The following is a 23,791-nucleotide window of genomic DNA, read 5'->3' on the forward strand; positions in this document are numbered from 1 at the left end:
TCGCTCATTTCAACCCGTGCAGGTCCCGCAGCTGGCTCGGCCTGGAGCCGAAGTACGCGGCCAGGTCGGCGATGTCCTGATCGCTCAGGTTGGTCGCCTGCGGGGTCATCAGTGCGTGCTGGCGGTCGCCGGCACGGTAGGCCTGCAGGGCGTGGGCCAGATAATCACCGTACTGCCCACCCAGTTTCGGGTAGGTCGGGTCGATCGGCTTGTTGCCGTCGGCCCCATGGCAGTCGATGCAGCTCTGGCCGGTGGCCTTGCCCTTGACCTGGGCACGGGCCTCGCCGGCCGCAATGCGACCGGTGGGCAGGCCGGCGGAGGAGCCTGAACCGTGCTCGCCACTGGCGTGGCCCGGGTCGGCGGCGGAATCTGCGCTGTTTTCCACCTGCGACTGCGAACAGGCAGCCAGCAGCAGGGCAACGGACAGGGCGATGGCGTGACGCTTGAACGGCGCGGCTTTCGTCATGAGCGGTGCTTATTTGGCGGTGGACAGGTAAACAGCGAGATCGGCGATCTCCTGTTCGCTGAAACTCATGGACTGCGCCTGCATCGTAGGATGCTTGCGCTTGCCATGGCGGTACTCGCTCAGCGCCTGGCTGAGGTACTGCTGGGTCTGCCCCCCGATCTTGGGCACCCGATAACTGGGATAGGCGTTCTTGTACCCGGTGATGCCATGGCATCCCTGGCAGGTGTACGCCAGCACGCGACCATTGTCGTAACTGCCGGTCGGGGCGGCGGGGGCGGCCGCGACGGGAGCCGGGGCGGGTACGGCAGGTGCGGCGGGTACTGCTGGAGCAGTTGCGGCCTGTGCGGCGGCCCCGAGGGGCAGGAGGACGGCCAGAAGACAAGCGGCGAGCGGCTGCGGGCGCATGATGTCCTTTCCGGTATACGGGTCTGGTCGTTCCGGCGTGGGGTACGGAACTGGCCCGAGTATAGCCTGCGATTTCATCTAGCTGAAACCGGGGTCGGGCAGGGCGTAGCCGCAGGTCACCATGACCTTTGGGATATGGTGTGGTCGTGACGTGGTGCATTACTTTGCTACAACACCTGCCCACGCATCCCCAGGGACACGACGATGTCGCGACATACCTTCCTGCACCGCCGCACCGGAACCTGCGCCGCTGCACTGCTGATCACTTCCTGCCTGCTGCTGAGCGGCTGCGGCGCCGGCGCCGGCAGCGCCGAGGCCCAGGCCGCCGAAAAGGACTCCAAGGCCGAAAAGGCTGCCGAGGCGGTACCGGTCGAAGCCGTGGCGGCCAGCCGCCGCGCGGTCGCGGCCAGCTACACCGGCACGGCCGCGCTGGAGGCGCGGGCCGAATCGCAGGTGGTCGCCAAGACCTCCGGCGTGGCGCTGGCGGTCCTGGTGGAAGAGGGCCAGCCGGTCCGCGCCGGGCAGCCGCTGGTGCGCTTGGACCCGGACCGCGCGCGGTTGGCGGTGGCGCAGAGCGAAGCGACCATGCGCAAGCTGGACAGCAACTTCCAGCGCGCACAGAAACTGGTGGGCCAGCAGATGGTCAGCGCCGCCGACGTCGACCAGATCCGTTTCGACCTGGACAACGCCCGCGCGCAGTACCGCCTGGCCACGCTGGAACTGTCCTACACCACGGTGGTCGCGCCGATCTCCGGGGTGATCGCCTCGCGCTCGATCAAGACCGGCAACTTCGTGCAGATCAACACGCCGATCTTCCGCATCGTCGACAACTCGCGGTTGGAAGCCACCCTCAACGTGCCCGAGCGTGAGTTGGCCACGCTGCGCGCCGGCCAGCCGGTGACGCTGGTGGCCGATGCGCTGCCGGGCAAGTCGTTCCCGGGCACGGTGGACCGTATTTCGCCGGTGGTCGATGCCGGCAGCGGCACCTTCCGCGTGGTCAGCGGCTTCGGCGAGGACGCCGCCGGCCTGCAGCCGGGCATGTTCGGCCGCATCCGCATCGATTACGACCAGCGCGCCGACGCACTGGTGGTGCCGCGCCTGGCGCTGCTCGATGACGGTGAGCCGGCGGTGTTCCGCGTGCGCGATGGCAAGGTTGCGCGGGTCGCGGTCAAGCTCGGTTATGCCGAAGGCGCCTGGGTGGAGATCCGTGACGGTCTGGCCGAAGGCGACCGCGTGGTCACCGCAGGCAAGGTGGCGCTGCGTGATGGCACGGCCGTGCAGGTGATCGGCGACAAGCCGGCCACCGTTGTGGCCAAGGCCGCCCCGACCAAGGCGGAGAGCCGTCAATGACATCGGCCGGCAACGACCACGGCAACGATCCGCATTCGGGCAGCGCGCCGCCGCAGGGCGGTGGCCTGGTGGAATTCGCCACCCGCCGCCGCGTCACCATCGCCATGTGCACGGTGACGCTGCTGCTGTTCGGCTTCATCGCGCTGGGCAACCTCAAGGTCAACCTGCTGCCGGACCTGAGCTATCCCACGCTGACCGTGCGTACCGAATACACCGGTGCGGCACCGACTGAAATTGAAACCCTGATCAGCGAGCCGGTCGAAGAAGCGGTGGGTGTGGTCAAGAGCCTGCGCAAGCTCAAGTCGGTTTCGCGCACCGGGCAGAGCGATGTGGTGCTGGAGTTTGCCTGGGGCACCAACATGGACCAGGCCAGCCTGGAGGTGCGCGACAAGATGGAAGCGCTGAACCTGCCGCTGGAGGCCAAGGCCCCGGTGCTGCTGCGCTTCAATCCGTCCACCGCGCCGATCATGCGCCTGGTGATTTCGGCCAAGCACGATCCGGCCAACGAGGCCGATGCGGTGCGCCAGCTCACCGAGCTGCGTCGCTACGCCGATGAAGACCTCAAGAAAAAGCTGGAGCCGGTTGCCGGCGTGGCGGCGGTCAAGGTCGGCGGCGGTCTGGAAGACGAGATCCAGGTGGATATCGACCAGCAGAAACTGGCCCAGCTCAACCTGCCGATCGACAACGTCATCAAGCGCCTCAAGGAAGAGAACATCAATATCTCCGGCGGCCGCCTGGAGGAGGGCTCGCAGCGCTTCCTGGTGCGCACCGTCAACCAGTTCGCCGACCTGGAGGACATCCGCAACCTGCTGGTGACCACCCAGAGCAGCACCGGCAGCGCTGCCGACGCGGCGATGCAGCAGATGTTCGCGATCGCCGCCTCGACCGGTTCCGACGCCGCCATCGCCGCTGCCTCGGCCGCGCAGAGCGCGTCCAGCAGCAGTTCCACCAACATCGCCAACGGCGTGCCGGTGCGCCTGAAGGATGTCGCCTCGGTGCGCCAGGGCTACAAGGAGCGCGAGGCGATCATCCGCCTGGGCGGCAGGGAAGCGGTCGAGCTGGCGATCTACAAGGAAGGCGACGCCAACACCGTGGCTACCGCCGATGCGCTGCGCAAGCGCCTGGAGCAGATCAAGCAGCAGATCCCCGGCGATGCCGAGCTGACCACCATCGAAGACCAGTCGCGCTTCATCGAGCACGCCATCAGCGATGTCAAGAAGGATGCGGTGATCGGCGGCCTGCTGGCGATCCTGATCATCTTCCTGTTCCTGCGCGATGGCTGGAGCACGTTCGTGATCAGCCTGTCACTGCCGGTCTCGATCATCACCACGTTCTTCTTCATGGGCCAGCTGGGGCTGAGCCTCAACGTGATGTCACTTGGCGGTCTGGCCTTGGCCACCGGCCTGGTGGTGGATGATTCGATCGTGGTGCTGGAGAGCATCGCCAAGGCGCGCGAGCGTGGCCTGGGCATCCTGCAGGCAGCGATCACCGGTACCCGCGAAGTGAGCATGGCGGTGGTCGCCTCGACCCTGACCACCATCGCGGTGTTCCTGCCGCTGGTGTTCGTCGATGGCATCGCCGGCCAGTTGTTCCGCGACCAGGCGCTGACCGTGGCGATCGCCATCGCGATTTCGCTGCTGGTGTCGATGACCCTGATTCCGATGCTGAGCTCGCTCAAGGGCCGGCCGCCGTTGTCGTTCCCGGAAGAGTCGGCACCGCAGCCGTGGCAGCCGGAAAAGCGCTGGCTCAAGCCGGTCGCTGGTAGCCGCCGTGGCGTCGGTGCGCTGGTGCGCTGGAGCTTCTTCGGCGTGGCCTGGGCAGTGATCCGCGTGTGGCGCCTGCTGGTGGCCATCATCGGCCCGGTGATGCGCAAGGCCAGCGACCTGGCGATGAAGCCCTACGCGGGCGCCGAGCGCGGCTATCTGCGGCTGCTGCCCGGTGCCTTGCACCATCCCGGTAAGGTGCTGGGCCTGGCTGCGCTGGCCTTCGTGGCGACCCTGGCGATGGTGCCGATGCTCGGCGCCGACCTGATCCCGCAGCTGTCCCAGGACCGCTTCGAGATGACCGCCAAACTGCCCGCCGGCACGCCGCTGAAGCAGACCGATGCGCTGGTCCGCGAACTGCAGCTGGGCCACGCCAAGGACGAGAGCATCGCCTCGCTGTACGGCGTCAGCGGCAGCGGCACGCGGCTGGATGCCAGCCCGACCGAGAGCGGTGAGAACATCGGCAAGCTCACCGTGGTGATGGCCGGCGGTGGCGATGCGCGCACCGAAGCGGCGATCACCGAGCGCCTGCGCGATTCGATGAAGCAGCATCCGGGCGTGCAGGTCGACTTCGCGCGACCGGCGTTGTTCAGCTTCTCCACGCCGCTGGAAGTGGAACTGCGTGGCCAGGACATGGCGACGCTGGAGCGTGCCGGGCAGAACCTGGCCGCGCTGCTGCGCGGCAACCCGCACTACGCCGACGTCAAATCCACGGTGGAAGAAGGCTTCCCGGAAATCCAGATCCGCTTCGACCAGGAACGCGCCGGTGCGCTGGGCCTGACCACGCGGCAGATTGCCGATGTGGTGGTCAAGAAGGTGCGGGGCGACGTGGCCACCCGTTACAGCTTCCGCGACCGCAAGATCGATGTGCTGGTACGTGCCCAAGCCGGCGACCGTGCCAGCGTGGACAGTATCCGCCGCTTGATCGTCAACCCGGGCAGCACCCGTCCGGTCACCCTGGAGGCGGTCGCCGACGTGGTCGCCACCAACGGCCCTAGCGAGATCCATCGCGCCGACCAGACCCGCGTGGCCGTGGTGTCGGCGAACCTGCGCGACATCGACCTGGGCGGCGCGGTGCGCGAAGTGCAGGACATGGTGGCCAAGCAGCCGCTGGGCGCCGGGGTGGGCATGCATATCGGTGGCCAGGGCGAGGAGCTGGCCGAATCGGCGCGCTCGCTGATCTTCGCCTTCGGCCTGGCGATCTTCCTGGTCTACCTGGTGATGGCCTCGCAGTTCGAATCGCTGCTGCACCCGTTCGTCATCCTGTTCACCATCCCGCTGGCGCTGGTCGGTGCGATCCTGGCGCTGATGCTGACCGGCAAGCCGATCTCGGTGGTGGTGTTCATCGGGCTGATTCTCTTGGTCGGCCTGGTGACCAAGAACGCGATCATCCTGATCGACAAGGTCAACCAGCTGCGCGAGGCCGGCGTAGCCAAGCGCGAGGCGCTGGTGGAAGGCGCGCGCTCGCGGTTGCGCCCGATCATCATGACCACGCTGTGCACGCTGTTCGGCTTCCTGCCGTTGGCCGTGGCGATGGGCGAGGGCGCCGAAGTGCGTGCGCCGATGGCGATCACCGTGATCGGCGGCCTGCTGGTGTCCACGCTGCTGACCCTGCTGGTTATTCCGGTGGTGTACGACCTGCTCGACCGTCGTGGCGATGCCTACTACCGCGAGCGTGGTCGCCAGCACAGGCCCATTTCCGCAGCCCCGGGCGGTGATACCGCACAGGAGCCGGCATGAGCGTTGCCGAGTTCTCCATCCGCCGTCCCATCACCACCATCATGTGCTTCGTGTCGCTGGTGGTGGTGGGGCTGATCGCCTCGTTCCGGCTGCCGCTGGAGGCCTTGCCGGACATCTCCGCGCCGTTCCTGTTCGTGCAGATACCCTACACCGGCTCCACCCCGGAGGAAGTCGAGCGCACCATCATCCGCCCGACCGAAGAAGCGCTGGCGACCATGACCGGGATCAAGCGCATGCGCTCGTCGGCCACGGCCGAAGGCGCCAGCATCTTCATCGAGTTCACCGACTGGGATCGCGACATCGCCATCGCCGCCTCGGACGCGCGCGAGCGCATCGATGCGATCCGCACCGACCTGCCCGACGACCTGCAGCGCTACAACGTGTTCAAGTGGTCCAGCAGCGATGACCCGGTGTTGAAGGTGCGCCTGGCCAGCAGCACCGACCTCACCGGTGCCTATGACATGCTCGACCGCGAGTTCAAACGCCGCATCGAACGCATCCCCGGCGTGGCCCGGGTCAACATCTCCGGCGCGCCACCCAATGAGGTCGAGATCGCGATCAACGCCGATCGCCTGACCGCACACAGCCTGAGCATCAACGAACTCAGCGAGCGCCTGCGCACGCTGAACTTCTCGATCTCGGCCGGCCAGATCGACGACAACGGCCAGCGCGTGCGCATCCAGCCGGTCGGCGAAATCACCGACCTGCAGGAACTGCGCGACCTGGTGATCGATACCAAGGGCCTGCGCCTGGGCGATATCGCCGACATCCGCCTGAAGCCGACGCGCATGAGCTACGGCCGCCGCCTCGATGGCAACCCGGCGGTGGGCCTGGACATCTTCAAGGAGCGCAGCGCCAACCTGGTGGAAGTCTCGCGTGCGGCGTTGGCCGAGGTCGAAGCGATCCGCAAGCAGCCCTCGATGCGCGATGTGCAGATCAAGGTGATCGACAACCAGGGCAAGATGGTCACGTCTTCGCTGCTGGAGCTGGCTGAAGCCGGCGCGATCGGCCTGCTGCTGTCGGTGACGGTGCTGTTCTTCTTCCTGCGCCATTGGCCGTCGACGCTGATGGTGACCCTGGCGATCCCGATCTGTTTCGTGGTCACGCTGGGCTTCATGTACTTCGCCGGCGTCACCTTGAACATCCTGACCATGATGGGCCTGCTGCTGGCGGTCGGCATGCTGGTGGACAACGCCGTGGTGGTGGTGGAGAGCATCTACCAGGAACGTGAGCGCATGCCCGACCAGCCACGGCTGGCCTCGATCATCGGCACCCGCAACGTGGCCATCGCGCTCAGCGCCGGCACGCTGTGCCACTGCATCGTGTTCGTGCCGAACCTGTTCGGCGAAACCAACAACATCAGCATCTTCATGTCCCAGATCGCGATCACCATCTCGGTGTCGCTGCTGGCCTCCTGGCTGGTCGCCGTCAGTCTGATCCCGATGCTGTCCGCGCGCATGCAGACTCCCAAGCTGGTGCAATCGGAAACGGGCGTGATCGGGCGGCTGCAGCGTCGCTACGCCAACGTGCTGCAGTGGACGCTGGAGCACCGCGGCTGGAGCGTGTTCGGCATCCTCATGGTGGTGTTGATCAGCCTGGTACCGATGAAGCTGACCAAGATCGACATGTTCGGTGGCGAGGGCGGCCACGATATCTTCATCGGCTACAACTGGAAGGGCGCCTACACCTACAGCCAGATGTCCGAGGAAGTTGCCCGGGTCGAGCGTTACCTGGACCAGAACCGCGAGTCGCTGCACATCACCCAGGTGTATTCCTGGTACAGCGAGCAGGAAGGCAGCAGCACCACGGTGACGTTCGATCCCCAGCACGCCGACAACCTGGCGGCGGTGAAGGAAGCACTGCGCAAGGGGCTGCCGCGCTCGGCGCGTGCCGACTACATCGTGGGCAACCAGGGTGGCGATGGGGGCGGTGGCGGCGGCAACCAGCAGGTGCAGGTGCAGCTGGTCGGCGACTCGACGCAGATGCTGCAGGAGATCGGCGAGGAAGTGGTGCCGCTGCTGGCCCAGCGCAAGGAGCTGCGCGATGTGCGTATCGACAACGGCGAGAAGGGCAGCGAGCTGTCGGTCCATGTCGATCGTGAGCGTGCGGCTGCGTTCGGGTTCAATGCCGAACAGGTGGCCAGCTTCGTCGGCCTGGCGCTGCGCGGCGCGCCGCTGCGTGAGTTCCGCCGCGGCGACAGCGAAGTGCCGGTATGGGTGCGCTTCGCCGGTGCCGAGCAGAGCAGCCCGGAAGACCTGGCCAGCTTCACCGTGCGCACCGGCGACGGGCGTTCGGTGCCGCTGCTGAGCCTGGTGGACGTGTCGATCAAGCCGTCGGCCACCCAGGTCGGGCGCACCAACCGCCAGACCACGCTGACCATCAAGGCCAACCTGGCCGAGAAGGTCACCGTGCCGGAAGGGCGCAAGGCGATGGAGGAAATGCTCACACCGATGAGCTTCCCGCCGGGCTACACCTTCACCTTCGACGGTGGCGACTACGGCGACGACAACGAGGCGATGCAGCAGATGCTGTTCAACCTGGTGATCGCGCTGGTGATGATCTACGTGGTGATGGCGGCGGTGTTCGAGTCGCTGCTGTTCCCGGCGGCGATCATGAGCGGCGTGGTGTTCTCGATCTTCGGCGTGTTCTGGCTGTTCTGGATCACCGGCACCTCGTTCGGGATCATGTCCTTCATCGGCATCCTGGTGTTGATGGGGGTGGTGGTGAACAACGGCATCGTGATGATCGAGCACATCAACAACCTGCGCCGGCGCGGGGTCGGCCGCACGCAGGCGCTGGTGGAAGGGTCACGCGAGCGCCTGCGTCCGATCATGATGACGATGGGCACGGCGATCCTGGCGATGGTGCCGATCTCGCTGACCGACACCCAGCTGCTGGGCAATGGCCCGCCGTACTACCCGATGGCGCGCGCGATTGCCGGCGGCCTGGCGTTCTCCACGGTGGTCAGCCTGCTGTTCCTGCCGACCATCTACGCCATCCTGGATGACCTGAGCAGCGCGGTGTCACGCATCATCCGCAGCGCGCGTGGCCTGCCGGCCAAAGACGCGGAACCAACCGACGCGGCGGCGGTCGAAGGCATGTGATGTGGTTGGGGGCCGTTGGGCGGCCCCCTTTTTTGCCGTGTAAGGCCCTGCGGTGCGGATGGCTGGGGCGCGGGCCCCAACGCTCGCCTCAGACCCAGAACGAAGACAGAGCAGTGGCCCTTGAAGGCCACCCCAAGGCCTGCGCGTTACCCCGCGACCTTGCCCCACACCTGGAACCCGGTGAGCCACAGGCCCAGCATGCTGCCCAGGTTGGTGAGCATGAAGGTCAGCACCACCCGGGTGACCCGGTTGCGGTACCAGCCCTTCACGCTCTGCGCATCGTCGCGCAGCATCAGGAAGTCTTCATAGGCCGGCTTGCGCAGGCGTGCTTCGACCAGCGCCGAGAACGCGCCGGTCGGAATGCTCAGCCGGAACGGCTTGAACGGCGCGACCACGATCGCGGTGAGGATGCTCAACGGATGGCTGCCCGCCAACAGGCAGCCCAGCCCGGCCAGGCCGCCGGTATACATCGCCCAGGTAGCCAGCAGCTCGCCACCCATGCCCAGCCCGCCGCGGTAGAAGCCCAGCGCGATCCCGGCCAGCACCACGGTCAGGATGGTCAGCGTGATCCACGGGATGTTGCGCTTCTTCGGCACGTCTTCCAGCGAAGCACGCAACGGGCCCGGCGCATCGGTATCGGTTTCCAGATACTTGGCCAGCCCGGCCAGGTGCCCGGCGCCGACCACGGCCAGCACTTCGCGCTGGGCCGGGTCATGCACCTCGCGCAGACGCGTGGCCATGTAACGGTCGCGTTCGCCGATGATGGTTTCGTAAAGCTCGGGGCTCTCGCTGGCGAACTCGCCGAAGCTGGCTTCGAGCATGTCGCCCTGCTTGAGCTTCTCGATTTCGTCCTCGCCAACGTCTTCCGACGCGAACAGGCCGGCACCCAGGCCCATCACCAGTTTGATCTTGCCGAAGAAGCCCAGCCGCTGCGACGCACGCTTGAAGGTCAGGCCCACTTCGCGGTCGATCAGGTGCACCGGCAGGTTGTGCTCGCCGGCCAGGGTGACTGCACGCTTGAGCTCGGCACCGGGCTCGATCCCCAGCTGCTCGGCGAGGCGGCGCTGGTAGGCGGCCAGTGCCAGGTTGGCGGCGAACAGAGCGACGCGGCCCTTGCGGATCACCTCGACCAGGTCCAGCTTGGCCAGCGCGTCCGGGTTGGTCAGCGCCTGCAGGCGCTGCGCGTCGAGCTCCACGGCGACCGCATCGAAACGGCCGCTGCCGATCGCGCGCTCCACCGCTTCCACGCTGGCCTGGGAGACGTGCGCGGTGCCCAGCAGGGTGTAGCGCACGCCGTCGCGTTCGACCACGCGCACGGGTTGGCCGGCGAACAGGGTGTCGTCGGTATCGATCTGGGTATCAGTCATTGCGTCATTCATTCGAAGGGGCGCTGTCGGCACCATCGCCGAGCGCGCGCTGCATCTGGACGGTGTCCAGCCAGCGGCCATGCTTGCGGCCGAGGCCGCGGAAAACGCCAACGGTATGGAAGCCGAAGCGTTCGTGCAGTTTGATCGAAGCGGTGTTGGTCGGTTCGCCGATCACCGCCACCATCTGCCGGTAGCCACGTGCCACGCAGGCATCGATCAGGCCCTGCATCAGCGCCGTGCCGACCCCGCGTCCCTGGAATGCGGCATCCACGTAGACCGAGTTCTCCACGGTCCACTGGTAGGCGATCCGGCCACGGTAGGTATTGGCGTAGGCGTAACCGGCCACCTGCCCATCGACCTCGGCCACGAGGTAGGGAAAGCCACGGCCGAGCATGTCGTGCATGCGCCGCAGCATCTCGCTGGCGTCGGGGATGTCGTACTCATAGGTGTTGACGAAATCAGTGACCTCCACCGCGTAGATCGCGGTGATGGCCTCGATGTCGCCGTCGCGGGCATCGCGCAGCAGTACGGTCACGGGGCAGGGGTCCTGTCGGCTCAGTCGATGTAGCGCTTGAGCAGGTCGCCATACGCATCGATGCGACGATCACGCAGGAACGGCCAGATCCGGCGCACATGCTCGCTGCGCTGCAGGTCCACCTCGCACATCAACACGGTCGGCTCGGTACCGGCCTCGGCGATGAACTCGCCCTGCGGGCCGAGCACGTGGCTGTTGCCCCAGAACTGGATGCCCGAAGCACCCAGCGGCGAGGCTTCATGGCCGACACGGTTGCAGCTCAGCACCGGCAGGCCGTTGGCCACGGCGTGGCCGCGATGGCTCAGCACCCACGCATCGCGCTGGCGGTTCTTCTCGTCCTGCTGGTCATCCGGGTCCCAGCCGATCGCGGTGGGATACAGCAGCAGCTCGGCACCGGCCAGCGCCATCAGTCGCGCCGCTTCCGGGTACCACTGGTCCCAGCACACCAGCACGCCCAGACGGCCGACGGAGGTATCAATCGGCTTGAAGCCGATGTCGCCCGGGGTGAAGTAGAACTTTTCGTAGAAGCCCGGATCATCCGGGATGTGCATCTTGCGGTACTTGCCCAACAGCGTGCCGTCCTTTTCAAAGACGACCGCGGTGTTGTGGTACAGGCCGGCGGCGCGGCGCTCGAACAGCGAGCCGACGATCACCACCGCATGCTTTTTGGCCAGTGCGCCAAGGCGTTCGGTGCTGGGGCCCGGGATCGGCTCGGCCAGGTCGAACTCGTCCACCGACTCGTGCTGGCAGAAGTACGCGCCGTTGTGCAGTTCCTGCAGCAGGATCAACTTGGCACCCTGTGCGGCCGCTTCAGCCACGCGCGCTTCGATCACGGCCAGGTTGGCCTCGGCGTCGCCATGGTTGCGCTCCTGGATCAGGGCGACGGAAAGGGTGTGGCGTGAGCTCATCCGGATGCGGTCCTGCGGGGGAAAAACGCAGTTTATCGCGGATGGGTGCACGCGGCGTGCTGGCCGCTAAATGCCCCGAGCCGGACTTCACACTTTCCGCGAACAGCCCTCGGCGGGAACATCTCTATGGGCAGGGCCATCGGGCACGGGGGGACGGGACACGCCGTGAACCCCGCTCCGCGGTCCGGCCCAGCCGCTGGCGGCCACGAAAAGCCACGGCAACCACCAAGCGCCACCTGCTGTTCCTGCCGCTGCACGCATTCTGTCGAGGGCGGGGGCCGGGCATCCCCCGGAGGGACACTCCACGGCATGGATGCCGTGGAGTAGCCTACAGGGACGTACTTGCGGCGTGTCCCGGAGGGGGATGCCCGGCCCCCGCCCAGCGCGCGACAACCGAAACGCTGCTCTGCGCTCTAAAGCTCTAAAGCTCTAAAGCTCTAAAGCTCTAAAGCTCTAAAGCTCTACAAGCTTTGCAGGCTTCAGGCGACCAACCCTTCAGGCAACTGCATGGTGATGCAGTGCAGGCTGCCGTTCTGCCAGATCAGCGAACGGCAGGGCACCTGCACAATCTCGCGGTCCGGGTAGGCCTGGGCCAGCACGTCGCGTGCGGCGTCGTCTGCCACATCCCCGTAGGCCGGCATCAGCACCGCGCCGTTGAGGATCAGATAGTTCGCATACGACGCGGCCAACCGACGACCCTCATCGATCACCGGCTGCGCCCACGGCAGCGGGAACAGACGGTACGGCTCGCCCTCGGCGGTGCGCAGCGCGGCCAACTCGTTGCCCATCGCCTGCAGCTCGGTGAAGTGCGAATCGCTGCTGTCATCGCAGGCTTGGTAGACAATGCTGTCCACCGAGGCGAAGCGCGCCAGCGTATCGATGTGGGCATCGGTATCGTCGCCCTCCAGATACCCGTGGTCCAGCCACAGCACCCGGTCCTGCTGCAGCCACTGGGCCAGGTCCGTGCTCAGCGACGCGCGGTCGCGCGTCGGGTGACGCTCGTGCAGACACTGCCAGGTCGTCAGCAGCGTACCGGCGCCATCGGTCTCGATCCCGCCGCCTTCCAGCGCGAACGGAATGCTCTGTAGCGCCGCGTTCGGCGCGAACACGCCGGCCGCGTGCAGCACGCCCACCAGCTGATCATCCAGGCTCGCGTCGAACTTGCCGCCCCAGCCGGTGAAGCGGAAGTCCAGCAGGCGGAAGCCGCCATCGGCACGGCGCAGCGTGATCGGGCCCGAGTCGCGCAGCCACGTATCGTCGTACTGCGCGGTGACGAAACGGACCCGCTCCATGGTGATCCGGTTGGAGCGCAGGCGCGCATCGGCGTAGGCCTCCAGGTCATCGTCGGCGACGATGATCAGCACCGGCTGGAAGCGGGTGATGGCCGCGACCAGCGCGATGTAGGTGTCCTCGACGTCACCCAGGCGGTCGGCCCAGTCGGTGTCGGCGTGGGGCCAGGCGATCAGGATGGCGGACTGGGTTTCCCATTCGGCCGGAAAGCGGAGCGTGTCGTTCATGGTCTCGGTGCGATGGCCCGCCACAGGACGGGCGGAAAGTGAGGGGTCAGCGGATCGGCGGCTTCGGGCCGACTTCGTTGGCGTCGGCCTTGTTGGCCACCACGTCGATCACCTTCTGCTTCTCGAAGTAGACGGTGAACTGCGGGTAGACCCAGCGATTGATGGTCGGCCATTGGCGCTTCTGTCCGCCGCGCGGGTCCAGGCGCTCGCCCGGGTCGCCGAACTGGGCCTGGACCTGCTGCATGCTCTGGCCGCGAACGGGCAGGGCGGTGGCGGGCTTTTCATGGCTGCGGTCGATCAGCAGGGTGTCGGCATGGACGCTGGAAGCGGCCAGCAGGGCCAGCAACGGCAAGGTGGTCAGGTAACGCTTCATCTCGATCTACTCCCCAGTGGTCAAGAAAGGCCCCACGACCCACGGTCGTGAGCTACCCGGCGATTACAACAAAAACGGCAGCAAAAAGCCGCCCGGAGGCGGCTTTTTGTTCATCACCCGGTCCGGTGAGGGACCGGTGGCGGCCGTGAGGCCAGCCGGCTCAGCGCTGGCGAGCCTTGAAACGCGGGTTCGACTTGCAGATCACGAAGATCTTGCCGCGACGACGGACGACCTTGCAATCGCGGTGACGGGTCTTGGCCGACTTCAGGGAAGACAGGACTTTCATTGCATACCTCGGCGTAAACGTTGGATTCGGTTGGAGCGCGGCCGCGATATGCAGATGACAATCGGCAGGTGACGCCCGTTCAAGCCCGCCATTCTACCGGGCTTTTTCCCATCCTTTCAAGTGGTTGGGCCAAAAAAGTCTCAGGCCGCCCCGGGCAGGGGCTAGAATGGGCGGTCACATCTACCGGGAAACCCATGAATCAGCTTCCATCCGTGCTCACCATCGACGGCCCGTCCGGGGCTGGCAAAGGTACTGTCAGCCGCATTGTCGCACGCCGGCTGGGCTGGCATTACCTGGATTCGGGCGCCCTGTACCGGGCGGTGGGCGTGGCCGCCAGCTGGGCTGATATCGATACCTCCGACGCCTCGGCGCTGGTCCGCTGCACCTTTGACACCCATGTGCGCTTCGTCGAAGCGGCCGATGGCGGGTTGCGGGTGATCGTGAACGATACCGACGCTACCGATGAGCTGCGGCTGGAGACCACCGGAGCCCTGGCCTCGGCCATTGCCGCCATTCCGGAGGTCCGGGCGGCGCTGAAGGAGCGCCAACGCGCATTCAGGATGGAGCCCGGTCTCGTCGCAGACGGGCGTGATATGGGGACCGTGATCTTCCCGGACGCCCCGTTCAAGGTCTTCCTCACCGCCAGTGCCGAGGAGCGCGCCGAGCGCCGGCATAAGCAGTTGAAAGACAAGGGGGTTTCTGTTAACTTTGATGACCTCCTGCGCGAGATCATGGCCCGCGACGCCCGTGATGCACAGCGCACAGTGGCGCCCCTGAAGCCGGCAGACGATGCCGTCATCATCGACACCAGTGGCATCGGCATCGACGCAGTCGTTGCCAACGTGTTGGATCTGCTTCCGGTTTCGGGTGCCTGATCCGTTGTACAGGAGGACCGTCGGAACATCGGCGGTTGTCGCACCATCGCAAGGCAACAAAAGCTCCGTCCCGCAATGATGCGTGGCGGTTTTCCTACTTAACACACGACCTGCGTTACCGGGGTCGACCAACAGGCGGGCAGTAAACGGGACCCTCGCGGGGACCAATGCCCATGTGTCCAACAGAGTAAATCTAATGACCGAATCATTTGCAGAGCTGTTCGAAGCCAGTCAGGCCAATCTGGCCAAGCTGAAGCCGGGCTCGATCGTCAGCGGTGTCGTTGTTGAAGTCCGCGGCGATGTCGTGGTGATCAACGCCGGCCTGAAGTCCGAAGGCATCGTGCCGATCGAACAGTTCCGTAACGACGCTGGCGAGATCGACGTCGCCGAAGGTGACATCGTCAAGGTTGCCCTCGACTCGATCGAGAACGGCTTCGGTGAAACCGTTCTGTCGCGCGAGAAGGCCAAGCGCGCGATGGTGTGGGACGAGCTGGAAGAAGCGTTGGAAAAGAACGAAACCATCACCGGCCGCATCAGCGGCAAGGTCAAGGGTGGTTTCACCGTGGACATCAAGGATGTCCGCGCGTTCCTGCCCGGTTCGCTGGTGGATGTGCGCCCGGTGCGCGACCCGGCTTATCTGGAAGGCAAGGAGCTGGAATTCAAGCTCATCAAGCTGGACCGCAAGCGTAACAACGTCGTGGTGTCGCGTCGTGCAGTCGTCGAGAGCGAGCACTCGGAAGAGCGCGAGCAGCTGATGGACAAGCTGCAGGAAGGCGCGATCCTGAAGGGTGTCGTCAAGAACCTGACCGATTACGGCGCATTCGTGGACCTGGGCGGTATCGACGGCCTGCTGCACATCACCGACATGGCCTGGAAGCGCGTGCGCCATCCGTCCGAAGTCGTGAACGTCGGCGACGAGCTGGACGTACGCGTGCTGAAGTTCGACCGCGAGCGCAACCGCGTTTCGCTGGGTCTGAAGCAGCTGGGCGAAGATCCGTGGGATAACATCGCCCGTCGTTACCCGGCCAACAGCCGCGTGTTCGGCAAGGTCTCCAACGTCACCGATTACGGCGCATTCGTCGAGATCGAGCCGGGCGTCGAAGGTCTGGTGCACGTGTCCGAGATGGATTGGACCAACAAGAACGTCAACCCGTCCAAGGTTGTGCAGGTCGGTGACGAAGTTGAAGTCATGGTCCTGGACGTCGACGAGGAGCGTCGCCGCATCTCGCTGGGCATGAAGCAGGTTGCCGCCAATCCGTGGGAAACCTTCGCCGCCATCTACAAGAAGGGCGACAAGGTTTCGGGCCAGATCAAGTCGATCACCGACTTCGGCATCTTCATCGGCCTGGACGGCGGTATCGATGGCCTGGTGCACCTGTCGGACATCAGCTGGAACACCACCGGCGAAGACGTGGTCCGCAACTTCAAGAAGGGCGACAACCTGGACGCCGTCGTCCTGGCCGTCGATCCGGAACGCGAGCGCATCAGCCTGGGCGTCAAGCAGCTGGAGCAGGATCCGTTCGGCCAGTACATGGCTGCCAATCCGAAGGGTTCCAAGGTCGAAGGCGTGGTCAAGGAAGTGGACGCCAAGGGCGCTACCATCGAACTGGCTGACGGCATCGAAGGCTACGTGTCCGCTCGCGACGTTGCGAACGAGCGCGTGGACGACGCGACCCAGTTCCTGAAGGTCGGCGACAAGGTTGAAGCCAAGTTCGTGGGCATGGATCGCAAGGGTCGTACCCTGCAGCTGTCGATCAAGGCCAAGGACGATGCGGAAATGCGCGAAGTGCTGGAGGAATACCAGTCCTCTTCGGCTTCCAGCGGCACCACCCAGCTCGGCGCGCTGCTGCGTGCACAGCTGAACGGCAACAAGTCCGAGTAATCGGCCTGACGCTGTAGTCGTTTCCTGGGCGGCCCGGACACTAGTCCGGGCCGTTTCAGGGTCTGAGTTCCTCCCCAAGAGCCCGTAATGACCAAATCCGAGCTGATCGAAATCCTGGCGCGCCGACAGGCGCATTTGAAGTCGGACGATGTCGATCTGGCAGTGAAGTCGTTGCTGGAAATGATGGGTGGGGCGCTGGCCGGCGGGGATCGTATCGAGATCCGCGGGTTCGGCAGTTTTTCGTTGCACTACCGGCCACCACGGCTGGGGCGCAACCCCAAGACCGGGGAATCGGTCGCGTTGCCGGGCAAGCATGTCCCGCACTTCAAACCGGGCAAGGAGCTGCGCGAACGCGTCAGCGCCGTGGTGCCGCTGGAAAGCGATCCTGCCTGAGTACCCGCATCCGCCGCGCGGATGCATGATTTCCACCGGGTTGGCTGGTAGAGCGGGCTGTTAGTCCGCTACTCTTGAGGCCTCCCGGAACTGGAGCTGGTGCATGAAAGTCGTACGTCTGCTTATCCTGCTGGCGGTTCTCGTGGCTGGGCTCATCATCGGTGCGCTCAATTCGGATCCGATCGTCATCAGCCTGGGCTTTACCCAGATCAATTCCACCACCGGCCTGGCGATCATCATCGCCCTGTTGTCCGGTGCCATCATCGGCGGCGGCATCGTGCTGGCCAGCCTGGTGATTCCGTTGTACGCCAAGCTGCGCAAGGCGCAGAAGGCCGCCCCGAGCGTGGTCGCGGCGCCGGCGGCCTCCCCATCCTCTACTTTTGACGGACGCTGAGCGCCGATGGAATTTGTTACCGAGTGGTTCTGGTTTTTCCTGTTCCTGCCGTTGGCGGCATTGTCCGGTTGGGTGATCGGGCGGCGCGGCGGGCAGCGGCATGGCGACAACCAGGTCAGCCGCCTGTCCAGCACCTACTTCCGTGGCTTGAACTACCTGCTCAACGAGCAGCCGGACAAGGCCATCGAGCTGTTCCTGCATATCGCCGAGCTGGACAAGGAGACCTTCGAGACCCAGGTCGCGTTGGGCCATCTGTTCCGCCGCCGCGGTGAAGTGGACCGTGCGATCCGCCTGCACCAGGGCCTGGTCAACCGTGCCGACCTCAGCGATGCGCAGCGCGTACAGGCGCTGCTGGCGCTGGGCGAGGACTACATGAAGTCCGGCCTGCTGGACCGCGCCGAAACCGTGTTCACCGAACTGGCACAGATCGACCAGCGCGCCCCGCAGGCGCTCAAGCACCTGATCGGCATCTACCAGGCCGAGCGCGACTGGGAAAAGGCGATCGACAACGCCAGTCGCTATGAAGAAGTCACCGGCGAGCCGATGGGCAAGCTGATCGGGCAGTTCGAATGCGAGCTGGCCGAGCGTTACCGCGGTGCCGGCAAGATCGAAGAGGCGAGGGCGGCCATCGCCCGTGCCTACCAGGCTGACGCAATGTCGGTGCGCGCGGGCATTCTGGAAGGCCGGCTCGAGAACGACGCCGGCAATGCCGAGGCGGCCGTGCGCGCGTTCGAGCGCGCCGCGCGCAACGATCCGGAATACCTGCCGGAAGTGCTGCAGCCGCTGATGCTGAACTACCGCAAGGTCGGCGATATGGGCGGCGCGCGCGCCTTCCTGTCGGAGATGACCGAGCATTACCGTGGCATCGCCCCGGTGCTGGCGCTGACCCAGTTGATGGAAGAGCAGGAGGGCGTCGCCCCGGCACGTGCCTACCTGGGGCGTCAGCTCAAGGACCGCCCGTCGGTGCGTGGCGAGTCGGCACTGATCGACCTGACCCTGGCCGAGGGCGCGGATTCGACCGCAACCCTGCACGATCTCAAGCACATCACCGACCAGTTGCTGGTGCGCAACCCGGCCTACCGCTGCACCCGCTGTGGCTTCGGCGCCCGCACCCACCATTGGCAATGCCCCAGCTGCAAGGAATGGGGAACGGTCAAGCCGCTGCTGAATTACGCGGTGCTCTAAGCCCATGTCCGTGGCTTGGATGAGTGCGCTGCCGCTGGTGCTGGCTGTCTCGGCGGCACTGACCTGGGGCGCGCGCCACTACGCGCTGCGCCGCAACCTGATGGACCAGCCCGGGGAGCGCCGCAGCCATGGCGTGGCGACTCCGCGCGGCGGCGGCATCGCCATCGTGTTGACCCTGCTGTTGGCTGCCGCGTCTGCCGCCCTGGTGTGGCCGGGTGCGCGCACTCCATTGCTGGTGTTCGGGCTGGGCCTGGTGCTGGTGGCCGGGATCGGCTGGTGGGACGACCATCGTCCGCTACCGGCACTGCGCCGGCTGCTGGTGCATGTGGTGGCCGCCAGCCTACTGGCCGGGCTGGTCTGGCAGGCCACGGGCAATCCGTGGCAGACGCTGCTGGCGCTGTTGTTCACGACGTCCCTGATCAATATCTGGAACTTCATGGATGGCATCAATGGGATCGCGACTTCCCAGGCCATCCTGGCCGGGCTGGCCTTTGCGCTGGTGCTGCCGGGGCCGCTGGCCCTGGCCGGCATCGTGCTGGCGCTGGCCTGCCTGGGTTTCCTGCCGTTCAATTTCCCCCGGGCCCGGATCTTCATGGGCGATGTCGGCAGTGGCGCGCTGGGCTATGCGATCGCCGCCCTGGTGTGCCTGGCCAGTGTCACTACCCAGGTCTCGTGGTTGCTACTGCTGGTGCCGCTTTCAGCCTTTCTCGTGGACGCGGGCTTCACACTGCTGTCGCGCATGCTGTCCGGGCAGAGATGGATGGATGCCCACACCCAACATCTGTACCAACGTGCTGTCAAAGGTGGTGCAGGCCACACTTCTGTTACAGGGATGTATTTTGTTTTTGGCCTGTTCAGTATTACAGTGTTTAATGCATGCACCAATTTGCAGCCGAGGTGGGAGGCTGCCGTGGCCGTCGTGTGGTTGTTGTTGACGACTGGTCTTTGGCTACTCCTGCGCAAGGGAATGCGCAACTAGAAGGATTGTTTGGTTTATGACGCCTTGGCAGGACCGTTTCACCAGTTTGCTACCGCGCGCTGCCATCGTGACCCACGACCTGTTCATGGTCTGGGCCTGCTGGCAGTTGCTGCATGCCGGCCGCTATTCGATGCTGGCCGATGCTCCCTCGCTGCCACTCTGGAACATCGACACCACGCTGGTGTTGGCGATCCAGGCCGTGGTGTTCTGGCGGGTGGGCCTGTATCGGGGGCTGTGGCGCTTCGCCAGCGTCGCCGATCTGCTCAATATCTTCAAAGCCAGCTTCATCGGCCTGCTCGCCATCGTGGTGGTGCTGGCCTACAAGCGCTTCAGCGGCGTGCCGATGTCGGTGCTGGTGATCTACCCGTTCGCGCTGTCGGCGCTGCTGGGTGCCCCGCGGCTGCTGTATCGCGCGTGGAAGGACTACCAGTCGCTGCAGTTCGATGCCAGTGCGCGCCGGGTACTGATCCTCGGTGCCGGCCAGGCGGCCGAAGCGCTGGTCCGTGATCTGCGCCGCTCCGGTGATTTCGAGCCGGTCGGGCTGCTCGATGATGCCCCGCACCTGCAGGGGGCCAAGCTGCAGGGCCTGCCGATCCTGGGCCAGCTCGAAGACGCCCCGACCGTGGTCCGCGAAACCGCGGCCAAGCTGCTGGTGATCGCTATCCCGTCGCTGGACGCGGTCGGCATGCAGCGGGTCGTGGCGATCTGCGAAAGCACCGGCGTGCCGTTCCGCATGGTGCCCAAGCTCAATGACGTGCTGCTCGGCCATTCGCTGCCGGGCGAGCTCAAGGAAGTGGCGATCGAGGACCTGTTGGGGCGCAAGCCGATCCTGCCGGACTGGTCGCTGATCCGTGGCTGGCTGGGCGGGCGCACCGTGCTGGTGACCGGCGCGGGCGGTTCGATCGGTTCGGAGCTGTGCCGCCAGTGCGCGCGCCATGGTGCCGGCCGCATCATTCTGCTGGAAATGAGCGAGCTGCTACTGCTGACCATCGAGGCCGAGCTGATCCGCAGCTTCCCGGACCTGGAAGTGGAAGCGGTGCTGGGCGACTGCGGCGATCCGGCGGTGATCCGCCACGCGTTGTCGCTGGGTAGCGTCGATGCCGTGTTCCATGCCGCCGCCTACAAGCAGGTGCCGGTACTGGAGCGCCAACTGCGCGAAGCCGTGCGCAACAACATTCTGTCCACCGAAACGGTGGCGCGCGCCTGCGTCGAAGCGCGGATCGAACATTTCGTGTTCATCTCCACCGACAAGGCGGTCGATCCGGTCAACGCGCTCGGCGCGAGCAAGCGCTATGCGGAGATGATCTGCCAGAGCCTGGACCAGAAGACCAGCCACACCCGTTTCGTGACCGTGCGTTTCGGCAACGTGCTGGCCTCGGCCGGCAGCGTGGTGCCGGTGTTCCGCGAGCAGATCCTCAAGGGCGGCCCGGTGACGGTGACCGACCCGGAAGTCACCCGCTATTTCATGACCATTCCCGAGGCCTGCCAGCTGATTCTGCAGGCCGCCGCGTCGGCCTCGCATGGGGCCATCTACACCCTGGACATGGGCGAGCCGGTGCCGATCCGGGTACTGGCCGAGCAGATGATCCGTCTGGCCGGCAAGCAGCCGTACAAGGACATCGCGATCATCTATACCGGCCTGCGTCCGGGCGAGAAGCTGCACGAGACGCTGTTCTATTCGGACGAGGACTATCGCCCGACCGCGCACCCGAAGATTCTCGAAGCCGGCGTGCGTACCTTCGCCCGCGAACAAGTGCTGGGCAACGTACCGAAGCTGCGCGAAGCGATCGCCAGCTACGACACCGATGCGATCAACAGCATCCTGTTCGCGACCATGCCCGAGTTCTCGCCGTTGCAACAGGACGATCACGTCGAGTCGGCTAAAGTGCTTCCCTTTCCGGCACGAGAGGCCAACAGGCTGTGACGAGCAAGCGTATTCGCAAGGCGGTTTTTCCGGTCGCAGGGCTGGGAACCCGGTTCCTGCCCGCCACCAAGACGGTGCCCAAGGAAATGCTGCCGATCATCGATCGGCCGCTGATCCAGTACGCCGTTGATGAGGCGATCGAAGCCGGGTGCGACACCCTGATCTTCATCACCAACCGCTACAAGCATGCGGTGGCCGACTACTTCGACAAGGCCTACGAGCTGGAGCAGAAGCTCGAGCGCGCCGGCAAGCTTGAGCAGCTCGAGCTGGTCCGGCATGTGCTGCCCAATGGCGTGCGCGCCATCTTCGTCACCCAGGCCGAAGCGCTTGGGCTGGGTCATGCCGTGCTGTGTGCCAAGGCGATCGTCGGCGATGAGCCGTTCGCGGTGCTGTTGCCGGACGATCTGATCTGGAACCGCGGCGACAGTGCGCTCAAGCAGATGGCCGATGCCAACCAGGCAACCGGTGCCAGCATCATCGCGGTGGAAGACGTGCCGCACGACAAGACCGGCAGCTACGGCATCGTGGCGACCGAGGCGTTCGACGGCCGCCAGGGGCGCATCAGCGCCATCGTCGAGAAGCCCAAGCCGGAGGACGCGCCCAGCGATCTGGCTGTAGTGGGGCGCTATGTGCTCAGCCCGAAGATCTTTGAGTTGCTGGAATCCACCGGCACCGGTGCGGGCGGCGAGATCCAGCTGACCGATGCCATCGCCGAGCTGCTCAAGAGCGAGCAGGTGGATGCGTTCCGCTTCGAGGGTACCCGCTTCGACTGCGGCACCCATCTGGGCCTGGTCGAGGCCACCATCCGCTTTGCGTTGAACAACGAGAAGCTGGCCGGTCCCGCGCGCGAAATGCTGAAGAAGGCCCTGGCCGACAGCTGACGGGTAGATCCGGGCCATGCCCGGCTGGCCGTTGACCGCGCCCTGGGGGTCGTTGCCGAGCGTGGCTCGGCACTACCGATCGGATGTGGGCGCACACAGCAGAAGGGCAGCCTCGTGGCTGCCCTTTTTGCGTTCAGCGTATTGACCAAGGGCCGATGCCCATACCGGTGACGGGTGCCGGCGCGGGGCCGGCACCGCCGCATGCATCAGAGCGCTTCGAAGATACCCGCCGCGCCCATGCCGGTGCCGATGCACATGGTGACCATGCCGTACTTCTGCTGGCGACGGCGCAGGCCGTGCAGCAGGGTGGCGGTACGGATCGCACCGGTCGCGCCCAGCGGATGGCCCAGCGCGATGGCGCCGCCCAGCGGGTTGACCTTGGACGGGTCCAGGCCGCAATCGCGGATGACGGCCAGCGACTGTGCGGCGAAGGCTTCGTTGAGCTCGATCCAGTCCAGCTGGTCCTGGGTCAGGCCGGCCTGCTTGAGCGCCTTGGGAATCGCGGCGATCGGGCCGATGCCCATCACTTCCGGGCGCACGCCGGCCACGGAGAAGCTGACAAAGCGGGCCAGCGGCTTCAGGCCGTAGTCCTTGACCGCCTGCTCGGAAGCCAGCAGCACCGCACCGGCGCCGTCGCTCATCTGCGAGGAGTTGCCGGCAGTGACGGTGCCGCCGAACTGGCCGTTGCGGAACACCGGGCGCAGCTTGGCCAGGCCTTCGGCGGACGAATCCAGGCGCGGGCCTTCATCGGTGTCCACGATGCGATCGCGGGTGATGATGCGGCGGCCGTCGGCCAGGTCGGGCTGGCGGGTGCGCACGTCGTAGGGGCTGATCTCGTCCTTGAAGTCGCCGTTCTGGATCGCGGCGATGGCCTTCTGGTGCGAGGCGAGGGCGAATGCGTCCTGCTCCTCGCGCGAGACCTTCCACTCTTCGGCGACCTTCTCGGCGGTGATGCCCATGCCGTAGGCGATGGCGACGTGGTCGTTGTCGAACACGCTCGGGGCCATCGCGATCTTGTTGCCCATCATCGGCACCATCGACATCGACTCGGTACCACCGGCCAGCATCAGGTCGGCGTTGCCCAGGCGGATCTGGTCGGCCGCCATGGCCACGGCCTGCAGGCCGGAGGAGCAGAAGCGGTTGACCGTCTGTGCGGCGATGGTGTCCGGCAGGCCGGCCAGCAGCACGCCGATGCGCGCCACGTTCATGCCCTGCTCGGCCTCGGGCATCGCGCAGCCGATGATGGCGTCGTCGATGCGGTTGACGTCGATGCCCGGCGCCTGTGCGACCACGGCGCGGAGCACGTGGGCGAGCATGTCATCGGGACGGGTGTTGCGGAACACGCCCTTGGGTGCCTTGCCGACCGGGGTGCGGGTGGCGGCGACGATGTAGGCGTCCTGGATTTGCTTGGTCATTGCAGTGATCTCTTGAATAGGGGTTGGAAGAGGTTGCCGGCCAGCGGCC

The 23,791-nt window shown here is 65.8% G+C and carries 20 protein-coding genes; 11 read left to right on the forward strand and 9 right to left on the reverse strand.

From position 1 onward, the window contains the following. Positions 1-4 precede the first annotated feature (4 nt). Together AC3IPM_RS08470 and AC3IPM_RS08475 are read right to left on the reverse strand one after the other, a co-directional pair. Positions 5-466: a c-type cytochrome gene (locus tag AC3IPM_RS08470; protein ID WP_489303502.1), complete on the reverse strand. Its 462-nt coding sequence runs from the start codon at positions 464-466 to the stop codon at positions 5-7. Between the two features lie 9 nt (positions 467-475). After that, positions 476-871: a c-type cytochrome gene (locus tag AC3IPM_RS08475; RefSeq protein ID WP_489303503.1), complete on the reverse strand. Its 396-nt coding sequence runs from the start codon at positions 869-871 to the stop codon at positions 476-478. A gap of 204 nt (positions 872-1,075) precedes the next feature. Here AC3IPM_RS08475 and AC3IPM_RS08480 point away from each other — a divergent pair, with 204 nt between their 5' ends. The 3 genes from AC3IPM_RS08480 to AC3IPM_RS08490 are packed head-to-tail and all read left to right on the forward strand — an operon-like array spanning position 1,076 to position 8,828. After that, a complete protein-coding gene (locus AC3IPM_RS08480; protein ID WP_489303504.1) occupies positions 1,076-2,221 on the forward strand; it encodes an efflux RND transporter periplasmic adaptor subunit in 1,146 nt (381 codons plus the stop codon). Continuing rightward, positions 2,218-5,724: an efflux RND transporter permease subunit gene (locus tag AC3IPM_RS08485; RefSeq protein ID WP_489303505.1), complete on the forward strand. Its 3,507-nt coding sequence runs from the start codon at positions 2,218-2,220 to the stop codon at positions 5,722-5,724. The genes AC3IPM_RS08480 and AC3IPM_RS08485 overlap by 4 nt, the downstream gene beginning before the upstream one ends. Next, positions 5,721-8,828, forward strand: coding sequence for an efflux RND transporter permease subunit (locus tag AC3IPM_RS08490; protein WP_489303506.1), 3,108 nt, complete (start codon positions 5,721-5,723; stop codon positions 8,826-8,828). Before AC3IPM_RS08485 ends, AC3IPM_RS08490 begins: the two co-directional genes overlap by 4 nt. Before the next feature lie 146 nt (positions 8,829-8,974). Here AC3IPM_RS08490 and AC3IPM_RS08495 read toward each other — a convergent pair whose 3' ends face one another. The 6 genes from AC3IPM_RS08495 to ykgO all read right to left on the reverse strand — a co-directional run bounded on the left by AC3IPM_RS08495 (position 8,975) and on the right by ykgO (position 13,814). Next, positions 8,975-10,207 (reverse strand): TraB/GumN family protein, encoded by a 1,233-nt coding sequence (locus AC3IPM_RS08495; RefSeq protein WP_489303507.1) that lies wholly within the window; start codon positions 10,205-10,207, stop codon positions 8,975-8,977. After that, on the reverse strand, positions 10,200-10,730 hold the full coding sequence (locus tag AC3IPM_RS08500; RefSeq protein WP_489303508.1) for a GNAT family N-acetyltransferase: 531 nt from the start codon (positions 10,728-10,730) through the stop codon (positions 10,200-10,202). The genes AC3IPM_RS08495 and AC3IPM_RS08500 overlap by 8 nt, the downstream gene beginning before the upstream one ends. A gap of 20 nt (positions 10,731-10,750) precedes the next feature. Beyond that, positions 10,751-11,638 (reverse strand): carbon-nitrogen hydrolase, encoded by an 888-nt coding sequence (locus AC3IPM_RS08505; protein ID WP_489303509.1) that lies wholly within the window; start codon positions 11,636-11,638, stop codon positions 10,751-10,753. A 479-nt stretch (positions 11,639-12,117) separates the two neighbouring features. Then, entirely contained in the window at positions 12,118-13,155 is a 1,038-nt protein-coding gene (locus AC3IPM_RS08510) for an agmatine deiminase family protein (RefSeq protein ID WP_489303510.1), read from the reverse strand. A gap of 46 nt (positions 13,156-13,201) precedes the next feature. Then, a complete protein-coding gene (locus AC3IPM_RS08515; RefSeq protein ID WP_489303511.1) occupies positions 13,202-13,528 on the reverse strand; it encodes a hypothetical protein in 327 nt (108 codons plus the stop codon). A 160-nt stretch (positions 13,529-13,688) separates the two neighbouring features. Continuing rightward, the gene (ykgO, locus tag AC3IPM_RS08520; RefSeq protein WP_057628212.1) at positions 13,689-13,814 is read right to left on the reverse strand and encodes a type B 50S ribosomal protein L36; all 126 of its coding nucleotides are present in this window, start codon (positions 13,812-13,814) and stop codon (positions 13,689-13,691) included. Between the two features lie 194 nt (positions 13,815-14,008). Between ykgO and cmk the strand changes: the two genes are divergently transcribed. From cmk to galU, 8 genes are all read left to right on the forward strand, one after another. After that, a complete protein-coding gene (gene cmk / locus AC3IPM_RS08525; protein WP_489303512.1) occupies positions 14,009-14,689 on the forward strand; it encodes a (d)CMP kinase in 681 nt (226 codons plus the stop codon). A gap of 196 nt (positions 14,690-14,885) precedes the next feature. Beyond that, positions 14,886-16,571: a 30S ribosomal protein S1 gene (gene rpsA / locus AC3IPM_RS08530; RefSeq protein WP_489303513.1), complete on the forward strand. Its 1,686-nt coding sequence runs from the start codon at positions 14,886-14,888 to the stop codon at positions 16,569-16,571. 87 nt (positions 16,572-16,658) lie between these two features. After that, entirely contained in the window at positions 16,659-16,964 is a 306-nt protein-coding gene (locus AC3IPM_RS08535; RefSeq protein ID WP_017355596.1) for an integration host factor subunit beta, read from the forward strand. 103 nt (positions 16,965-17,067) lie between these two features. Further along, complete coding sequence (locus AC3IPM_RS08540; protein WP_489303514.1) at positions 17,068-17,358, forward strand: LapA family protein; 291 nt, start codon at positions 17,068-17,070, stop codon at positions 17,356-17,358. Positions 17,359-17,364: 6 nt separating this feature from the next. Next, a complete protein-coding gene (gene lapB, locus AC3IPM_RS08545) occupies positions 17,365-18,543 on the forward strand; it encodes a lipopolysaccharide assembly protein LapB (protein WP_489303515.1) in 1,179 nt (392 codons plus the stop codon). 10 nt (positions 18,544-18,553) lie between these two features. Then, positions 18,554-19,522, forward strand: a complete 969-nt coding sequence (locus AC3IPM_RS08550) for an MraY family glycosyltransferase (protein ID WP_489304052.1) — start codon at positions 18,554-18,556, stop codon at positions 19,520-19,522. Positions 19,523-19,538: 16 nt separating this feature from the next. Beyond that, on the forward strand, positions 19,539-21,446 hold the full coding sequence (locus AC3IPM_RS08555) for a polysaccharide biosynthesis protein (RefSeq protein ID WP_489303516.1): 1,908 nt from the start codon (positions 19,539-19,541) through the stop codon (positions 21,444-21,446). Continuing rightward, positions 21,443-22,327, forward strand: a complete 885-nt coding sequence (gene galU, locus AC3IPM_RS08560) for a UTP--glucose-1-phosphate uridylyltransferase GalU (protein ID WP_489303517.1) — start codon at positions 21,443-21,445, stop codon at positions 22,325-22,327. The genes AC3IPM_RS08555 and galU overlap by 4 nt, the downstream gene beginning before the upstream one ends. 206 nt (positions 22,328-22,533) lie before the next feature. On the opposite strand, the gene AC3IPM_RS08565 is transcribed toward galU, so the two are convergent. Next, positions 22,534-23,742 (reverse strand): acetyl-CoA C-acyltransferase, encoded by a 1,209-nt coding sequence (locus AC3IPM_RS08565; RefSeq protein ID WP_489303518.1) that lies wholly within the window; start codon positions 23,740-23,742, stop codon positions 22,534-22,536. Between the last annotated feature and the right edge of the window lie 49 nt (positions 23,743-23,791).

The sequence above is a fragment of the Stenotrophomonas sp. GL_111 genome (genome assembly GCF_057835245.1).